The sequence below is a fragment of the Sulfuricurvum sp. genome, from assembly GCF_019163035.1.
Classification (GTDB): Bacteria; Campylobacterota; Campylobacteria; order Campylobacterales; family Sulfurimonadaceae; genus Sulfuricurvum.
On record NZ_JAFLKV010000022.1, the window covers coordinates 19,484 to 27,413 of the forward strand.

Here is a 7,930-nt window from a genome sequence, read left to right on the forward strand (position 1 = left end):
TCTCTAATACCGAAGTTCTAGGACTATACAGGATACAATTCGATCAGAGAAGTCAATAAATCAATTTTATTTTGTTTTAATCTCATCTAATACCGTTTCAATATCATTTGGTAAAAATGGTGAATATAGAATATAAGTAAATTGTTTTTTATTTTCAACTTCAGACAAAGAATTTTCCAAGACGATAATAGGACTTCCACTATTGCTTTTTTGATCTGCATTCAACATCGATGATGGACAAAAAATTAGATCGAAATTACCCTCTTCTACGTTTGGTATCTTTTCCATCGACTTCACACCGTAATCCTGTAAATACTTTTCGATCAATCCGTTCAAACTACTATTTTTTGGATCAATAACAATAGCAACCCGCAGAGCAGAATATTTTCCCTCTATACTAAGTTTCTTGGATTCATCATGAGATATCGAACATGGAATTTCAAAGCCGAAGGTACTTCCTTTGTTTTCAATACTTCTAAAAAGTAGTTTCCCCTTCATGTTGCTAATAAGTTCGGTACTGATTGATAACCCAAGCCCCGTGCCACCATAACTGCGTGTAATAGAAGCATCCGCTTGTTCAAAAGCACAAAAAATTTTATTCTGATGTTCAAGATTTATCCCTATACCATTATCTTGAACCATCACTTTCAATATCCCTTTTTCATATATTGCTTTAATTTTAATAGTTCCGCCATTAGGAGTAAATTTAATAGCATTACTTAAAAAATTGGATACGATTTGTTTGATTCTTCCCCCGTCACCATACAAGCGCCTTGGCATATTAGGATCAATGTAAACTGTATATTTGAGAGATTTCTCATATACTTTTGAGTTGAATAGAGAGACGATCGTACTGATCTCTTCAATCGGATTAAATGGGATCATTTCAATGACAAATTTTCCGCTTTGAAGTTTTGATAATTCCAAGACATCATTAACTATCCTCAAAAGCATCTGTGCACTACTGTAAATAATCTCTAAATAATGATTGTTTTTTTTATCATTATTTTGACGAAGCAAAATTTCTACAAATCCGATAATTCCATTCAACGGTGTTCTGATTTCATGACTCATATTTGCTAAAAACTCATCTCGAATACGTTTGGCCTTATCTGCTATTTCAACCGCTTCGACCAACTCGGTGACATCATAACGCATACTTATATATTGGACGATATCATTATTCTCATCTAAAATAGGGACTATTGTAGAATCAACATAATACGTTTCGCCATTTTTCTTTCTATTTTTGATTCTTGCTTTAAATATTTTTTTAGCCTGAATCGTTTCCCAAAGCTCTTTAAATACTTCAGGTGGTGTATCAGGGTGCCGAACAATACTATGCGGTTTACCTAGCAACTCTTCTGGTTTATATCCACTCACATCGCAAAAATGTTGATTAATATACGTAATGACTCCACGTAAATCACTTTTACTTACAATTGCACTTTTATCAATCATTTTCTGATACTGCCAAAATATCGCCAATTGTCCTTTATAGTCGTCTCTTTTCCCAAAAAATGATTGATTATAATAATTAAGTGCCTCAATATACTCTTGGTCTAAAAATTCTTGTATCTTTAGATACATCTGGGAACGTCCATTTTTAGTATCTAAAAATGTTTTTAAAATGTATTGTCTATAGATTGTAAAAAATGTATACATATCCGACGGTATAAAATCTCGGTTATTAAAATAATCGATCATGTGATGTATGGCGGTAAAAGAGTTAGCCTTTTCACTATTAGTCACATGATCGATAACTCTCTCATACATTAAATAAGCGTAGTGCTCTTTATAATACCATTCATCAATTCCATATTTTTTCAACAATGAAATTACATACGGATTCTCAAGCCAGGATGTTACGGTAGTCTCTTTCGTACGTTGCAAAGTGTCAATCAGTTGCTGTGTCTCTTTTTGATCGTCCATCTCGTTCACATGAGAGTTGTTGCACTCTAATAAAAGCTCTTCTAAACTTGCGATTGTACTCAAGATCGATTGATCCATATAATGAATATCTCTAACACCCTCTTCGAAAATGACCGTTACTCGCCACATGGAAAAATCATCAACAAGTGTTTTTATATACTTTATAAACGAGATATTATCCGTTTTTGATTTCGTCGGATTAAATGTTTCTAACATGCTCATGAAATTTGATAAAGTAGAGTTCAATTCATCGTATTCAGAGAGTTCTTTAAGAATCAGGTTATAGTCTCTCAACAAACGTACAATATAAGACATTGATGTTGTGCTAAGAGCATCTTCACCTCTGAGAAAATCAAAAACACTCTGCTCCAATTCAACTATCGTATTACATAGTGATGGATCTATTTTGGCCGATAAATCACTATTTTTAGATACAGAAGAAAAATTGATTCCATTTTCATTAGCAATAGTGGAAAAAAGAGGGGAAGACAAATTACAAATTTCATATTTGGTTTCAGGATTATAATGCAGATTAAGATATTCCTGAATCACTCCGGAAAAATTATGATCCATCAATGTGTTCAATTCTAAAAGAAGCGACTGATTTAATAGCTTTTTCTCAAGCATATACCCCAACAAAGTATTTTTCAGATTAACACAAATCGTAAATACATCTTGAAGCGGAATATTTTTTTTCTCAAAAAAATGGAGCATCACTCCGACAACTGGACAGTTCCCCAATTCATTTTTCTTTTTAATGACCCCGATGGCGTATTCTATTATTTTTGCACCAAAATATTTCGAAAAAAATTGGATGCCGATATCATGGTGTTGAAGTACTTTTTGAACATCTTGAGTCGTTGTCCACAGATGCAGTAATTCAGCTTTGCTATTTTCCAAAACTGTAATATTTTTTAATGTTTGATTGAATTGCTTTGTCATAATTTTTTTACTTTACTTTACTTTCTAAATATATTGCTTAACTCTAACTAGCAATGTAAAAATATTTCCTTAAATTCCCTAAACCTACACCTTTGTGGATAAATAATGGATTGTATTGCTCATTTATTGTGCGAAAAAGGTAGAACAAGAATTGTATTGAGAGAGGCAATACAATCTTGAAGGAACACACCATGTCTATCCAAAGCTATATCGCTGACAACAAACTCGAATGGATGATCGTCTACAATGCACCGACCGATGCGTACAAATACGCTTACCGTGGATGTCTTGTCGTAACCGAGGGTAAAGTTATCACTGCTGATAAAAGTCTCCCACCAAAAGAGATCGTAAAACAAGTTATCCTTGCGACCAACTCGGACAAAATCGACTTTTTGGCGTGTGAACTCACCTCATTGGATATTTTTGAAGGTTTCGTAGCGAAATACAAAGAGTTCTTGAATCCTGAGGGAAAATACCTCCTTTTCGTCTCTGACATTATCGGAAAAGGGACATTTGTGTATGAGGGTCTTACATTCAATACCTTCGCATTGGATGAGAGTTCTGTATGGAACGACTTACTCGACATCGCTGATCTATCAAAAGGGGATTTGAAAAAAATGTCCGATAAAGAGAAAATCGATGCAGTAGTTAAAGAGACTCTACGCAGTAATCTCCGTTTGACTGAGAAAACGTATGAAGAGATTAAATCGTTTCAACGTGGTGGAAAAGCTTCATTCGGAGCGGTGTAAACCTCTTCGTCATACCCGCGAAGGCGGGAATGATACTACTGATTCTTACTCCGCTCTCTTCTCCAAACACCCTTTTTCCATACAATTGATTTTCGGCATCGGTTCGACGTAACGTTCTAACACTTCCGAAACCTTATCCGCATCGAATCCGCATAGTTTTTCAGACCCGATCACCATCAACGGACGACGGATCAAAATCGGGTTAGACATTAACAACTCCATCGCTTCGCCCTCAGCTAAATCGTCTGGGAAAATCTCACCATTTTTAATTGCGGGTGCGACAGGGTTAAACCAATCACACACTGCCATATCTCCCATGAAACTGCGCAAGCTTTCCGCATCCAATCCGTGTTCGAGGAGATTTCGCTCGATGAGGGTACAACCGCTCGCTCTGAGGATCTGTTTTTGCTTGGCATTGGCAGCACAAAAGGGTTTTTCATAAAAGACGACGAGCTTGAGCATCACTCCACCCCTATCAGGGCGCGCCCTTTACGATTGAGATAAAAAGTATCGAATCCATCATCTCCTACGGTCATACACTCCCCCAAATACCCTTCATCATACAGTTCTCGTATAATCTTGAATACTTCATTTCTATCCATGTAAGCATAATCAGCGATATCGTTAGCCTCGTAGATATTGTATTCTAACTCGTCACTGAGGGCAAAAATCGCCTTCATGACTCGTAATGTTGAATCATTCATAATTACCCTTTAACTGATGTATCTGTTTTGTCAGTACGATAGTCTGAAGCGGATGGAGTTTTTCGCGTGAAAGCCACGTTTCGAACTCCACACTGTAATGCGCTTTAATCACTTGATGCAACTTCTGTACCTGAGGTACCAACTCCGATAAAAGAGCTTTGGCTTCATCGAAGCTATAACCTCTCAGCGGTTTTAATCGCCGTACTACCCCCTCACATAACGCATCGGTTATATGATCCTCCGCGAGCTCTAAAAACTGGGATGCTCGAAGCGGTGACGCATAATGTTCGTTCCAAATACGCCCATGCACCATCTGATCGCACGCTTGATCCATAAATACCGGAAAAAGTCTCAACACCTGCAACAGTTCGCTAAAATCGTTATCGACCAATGCACGAAAAAGCATACGGCTACGGTTTCGTATATGACATCGAAGATCGGGGTTTTCAATCACTTGCGGATTGAGCCGTGAAAACCGATCCAACGCCCCTAACCTAGAGTGATTAAATGCCATGATCGCCACCTCGGTGTTACGATCCCCAACTTGGTGCGGATGAGAACCGCTGGGTCTATGAAATGCCCACAAAAGCCGCGCTTCATCATCAGGATGATCTAAATAGATCGCATCACCCTGCTCTTCGAAATCCAAATCGTCTTTCAGAGCCTCAATATGCTCACGATAAGTCAAAGTAGACAACGTCTCCATAACGTTCAAACCTTTTTAAATTTTGTTTCTCGCTCAGCAAAAAGAGTGTCTGCATTGCAGGAGCTTTATCGACCGTGAAATAGCCATCACTCAAAATCACCGCAAGGTTCTTCTCCCCTGCATGGATATTTAGATACTCCAATACGGGGCTAAACTGCGTCCCGCCGTTTCCTTTTGCAAACCGTATCTCTGGCAATAGCGATTGCGCATCGTAGCTCTTTATCTCTTCACTGTAGACGCGCTCATCGAACGGGATCACACTCACTTCGAAATCATGACTCATCCTAACAATAGAGTCGATAATCCCTAAAAATCGTGCAAATACTTCCCCCGTAATACTCATAGAACAATCTAAAAAAATAAAGAAGCTCAAACGGTTACGATCAAAGCGGTATCCGGGGAGATAAAGCCCCTGATGGATAAAGCGGCGGTTTGGGCGGGAGAAATCGGACTCTTTGTCGAAAAAACTCTCTGACATATAGGCGTGCAACAACGTGTGCAAATCGATAGAGGGTTTCGTGATCTCATCGAACATTTCCAGCAGTGATGCGGGGATATTCCCTTGCTTCCGTGCTGAGCCCATCGCTTGTATAATCAATGCGTCGAGTTCTTCCTCGGCAACCTGCGTATCCCCCTCGTGTTCAATGATGTCCATCTTTTGCTGCGAAGGGTTATCTTCGGATTGTTGCCCCTCCCCCTCATCGCTCTCACGGTAGAGAGCATGGTACACTACCTCGACACTTTTGTCGCGAAACGACTCAATCACTATCGCCTCTTCATCAGCACTCCCCACGCGCTGAAAATCGCTGAGGAGTAATCCAATCACTATGTCACAACTACGATTCCATGTCGGCTTCTCGCGACCCTTCATCCGAAAGGGGTGTTTGAGGAGGATATGGAGCAGTACATGGGCATAGAGGTATTTCAGCCGTCCGTCATCATATCCGAGTGTTTTCGTCTCATCAACACGGATACTCACCCCATCGGTCTCGAAAAGCGTATGGGGATTGTTTTGGTATTTATGAGGGATCGAGAGGGCTAAAACACTTAAAAACGGATGATCGAAAAGGAACTGAACCCGTATTTTTTCGAGACGATCCTTAAAGGATGTAGTCGCCATAGCGCTCTATCCACTCATCGAATTCAGCACACTCAGCAATCGAGGCATCTTTCACAATCACATCTTTAATCAGCATCACCCCAAACTCAGTCGGTAAAGCTTTGGCAAAGCCGAACAGATGTTTCGACGCTTCATCTCCTCCACGATAAAGTTCCACCATCGCAGAAACCAATGCATAGAGCAGTGCCAGTTCACTTTTATCGATGCTCGGGTACTCACCGCGATAAATCGCCTGTACATCGGGGAGTTTTTCATACACTTTGACATACGAGAGAAACTCAATCCCTGCACCGTAGCCGATTAATCCGTAGATGATAGGAGCAATATGGGATGTGTCATTGTTGGATTTTAAAACATTCGAGAGCATATGATAACTGCGCGGTGTTGCAAAAGCGGGATTGCTGTCATCTTCGCTGACACTCTCCGAGGTGAGGAGATCAGGGCGAAAACTCAAAAATCCAATCACAAACGAGTGCAACCCTTCCCGAATCGCAAAGAGTTTAAAATCCTCAAACCGCGCTTCGACACTCAGATGCACCATTCGATTCGCCAACGGTGTCGGGAGACGAAATACAACGCCACGGTCACTGATACGGTTACCGGCACAGATAATTCGCCAACCCTGAGGAAGTTCATACTCCCCCATTTTACGGTTTAGCACCAGCTGATAGATCGCCGCCTGCACCGAGGGGGGTGCAGAGTTGAGTTCATCGAGAAACAATATTCCGCTCGATTGTGTATCTCTAGGAAAAAAAACGGGAGGCATCCACACTGTCTGCTCATCACGTATCGCGGGAACTCCGCGCAAATCAACGGGATCCATTTGAGATAATCGTACATCGACAAGTTCGAGATTATGTTTTTTTGCCACTTCGGCAACGATGTAGGATTTCCCTATTCCGGGAGAGCCGTGGATAAAGACGGGAATATCGGCACCGATAAGGGTGTCGAGATGGGTATAGAGTTCGGTAGTCGTAATCGATGGGGTCTTCACGCACTCGCCTCTGCGATCAAACAGGTAAAACAATGTTCCTGATCATGACACGATGCACACGCAGGAGCCACTTTACCGATGGCATCGTAGAGAAATTTTTTCCATAGTTTATCTTTGGGTTTAAGGAGAGCGAGGCGGGGGAAATGGCGCGCCATAAACTGCCCCATCTCGATCCTGTTTTTAAATCCGAGGTCTTGGTAGAGATGGTTCATCTCCAACGATTTTTTGGCGATGAGAGGGGCTATAACATATCGTGCTTCATCATCTATCGCGTACTTTTTCAGATACCCTTCGATCTCTCTGTATAAACTCTCTAGGTCGCTCATTGCATTATCCTTGAACGGTTTTATACTATAATGCAATTTCTGTACGCGATGAAACCATGCCGTTCATTAGTAAAATATCGGTAGAATGCGCGGTTATGAAACGAACCGAATCTTTTTCCCTTTACGCATTTATAATCGCCCTTTTGGTTCACCTCATCACTCTATTATTGCTTATTTTACTCGATCAACTTAAACCTACCCCACCGCCACCCGAAAAACCGAGCGAACCCCAAGAAGAGCGCTTCAGACTCTCGATCAAAGAACGTCCCTATACCCAAAAAGAGGCTCTCGTTAAAAACGATATCCCTAAAGTGACCCCGAAACGAGCTATACCCCACGGAGAACAGCTGATCAAAGATGCTCAACCTCTGCCAAAACCTCAAAAAAAATCAACACCGAATGAGGTAAAGCCAACTACCCCTCCCCCACCCGAACCGATCCCTGAACCGAGAAAAGC

General features: G+C 40.7%; 8 protein-coding genes and 1 pseudogene. 2 read left to right on the top strand and 7 right to left on the bottom strand.

The features are described from left to right. Nucleotides 1–66: 66 nt before the first annotated feature. Nucleotides 67–2,874 (bottom strand): ATP-binding protein, encoded by a 2,808-nt coding sequence (locus JZU62_RS02025; protein ID WP_295011407.1) that lies wholly within the window; start codon nt 2,872–2,874, stop codon nt 67–69. A 191-nt stretch (nt 2,875–3,065) separates the two neighbouring features. Here JZU62_RS02025 and JZU62_RS02030 point away from each other — a divergent pair, with 191 nt between their 5' ends. Continuing rightward, on the top strand, nt 3,066–3,623 hold the full coding sequence (locus tag JZU62_RS02030; protein WP_295011410.1) for a hypothetical protein: 558 nt from the start codon (nt 3,066–3,068) through the stop codon (nt 3,621–3,623). 45 nt (nt 3,624–3,668) lie between these two features. On the opposite strand, the gene JZU62_RS02035 is transcribed toward JZU62_RS02030, so the two are convergent. From JZU62_RS02035 to JZU62_RS02060, 6 genes are read right to left on the bottom strand one after another with little or no spacing between them, the layout of a single operon-like run. Beyond that, nucleotides 3,669–4,085 (bottom strand): ArsC/Spx/MgsR family protein, encoded by a 417-nt coding sequence (locus JZU62_RS02035; protein ID WP_295011412.1) that lies wholly within the window; start codon nt 4,083–4,085, stop codon nt 3,669–3,671. Further along, nucleotides 4,085–4,327, bottom strand: a complete 243-nt coding sequence (locus tag JZU62_RS02040) for a hypothetical protein (protein WP_295011414.1) — start codon at nt 4,325–4,327, stop codon at nt 4,085–4,087. Before JZU62_RS02040 ends, JZU62_RS02035 begins: the two co-directional genes overlap by 1 nt. Further along, on the bottom strand, nt 4,320–5,033 hold the full coding sequence (locus JZU62_RS02045; protein ID WP_295011416.1) for a hypothetical protein: 714 nt from the start codon (nt 5,031–5,033) through the stop codon (nt 4,320–4,322). The genes JZU62_RS02040 and JZU62_RS02045 overlap by 8 nt, the downstream gene beginning before the upstream one ends. Further along, entirely contained in the window at nt 5,002–6,153 is a 1,152-nt protein-coding gene (locus tag JZU62_RS02050; RefSeq protein WP_295011418.1) for a VWA-like domain-containing protein, read from the bottom strand. Before JZU62_RS02050 ends, JZU62_RS02045 begins: the two co-directional genes overlap by 32 nt. After that, nucleotides 6,134–7,147, bottom strand: coding sequence for a MoxR family ATPase (locus tag JZU62_RS02055; protein ID WP_295011420.1), 1,014 nt, complete (start codon nt 7,145–7,147; stop codon nt 6,134–6,136). Before JZU62_RS02055 ends, JZU62_RS02050 begins: the two co-directional genes overlap by 20 nt. Next, complete coding sequence (locus tag JZU62_RS02060) at nt 7,144–7,473, bottom strand: nitrogen fixation protein NifQ (RefSeq protein ID WP_295011422.1); 330 nt, start codon at nt 7,471–7,473, stop codon at nt 7,144–7,146. The genes JZU62_RS02055 and JZU62_RS02060 overlap by 4 nt, the downstream gene beginning before the upstream one ends. A 95-nt stretch (nt 7,474–7,568) precedes the next feature. On the opposite strand from JZU62_RS02060, the pseudogene JZU62_RS02065 reads away from it, so the two are divergent. After that, nucleotides 7,569–7,930, top strand: a pseudogene (locus JZU62_RS02065) (hypothetical protein); the annotation flags it as partial.

Bases quoted from the DNA above. Each gene is read 5' to 3' on its own strand.
- JZU62_RS02030 (WP_295011410.1), top strand. From the start codon at position 3,066: ATGTCTATCCAAAGCTATATCGCTGACAACAAACTCGAATGGATGATC.
- JZU62_RS02025 (WP_295011407.1), bottom strand. From the start codon at position 2,874: ATGACAAAGCAATTCAATCAAACATTAAAAAATATTACAGTTTTGGAA.
- JZU62_RS02035 (WP_295011412.1), bottom strand. From the start codon at position 4,085: ATGCTCAAGCTCGTCGTCTTTTATGAAAAACCCTTTTGTGCTGCCAAT.
- JZU62_RS02045 (WP_295011416.1), bottom strand. From the start codon at position 5,033: ATGGAGACGTTGTCTACTTTGACTTATCGTGAGCATATTGAGGCTCTG.
- JZU62_RS02060 (WP_295011422.1), bottom strand. From the start codon at position 7,473: ATGAGCGACCTAGAGAGTTTATACAGAGAGATCGAAGGGTATCTGAAA.
- JZU62_RS02040 (WP_295011414.1), bottom strand. From the start codon at position 4,327: ATGAATGATTCAACATTACGAGTCATGAAGGCGATTTTTGCCCTCAGT.
- JZU62_RS02050 (WP_295011418.1), bottom strand. From the start codon at position 6,153: ATGGCGACTACATCCTTTAAGGATCGTCTCGAAAAAATACGGGTTCAG.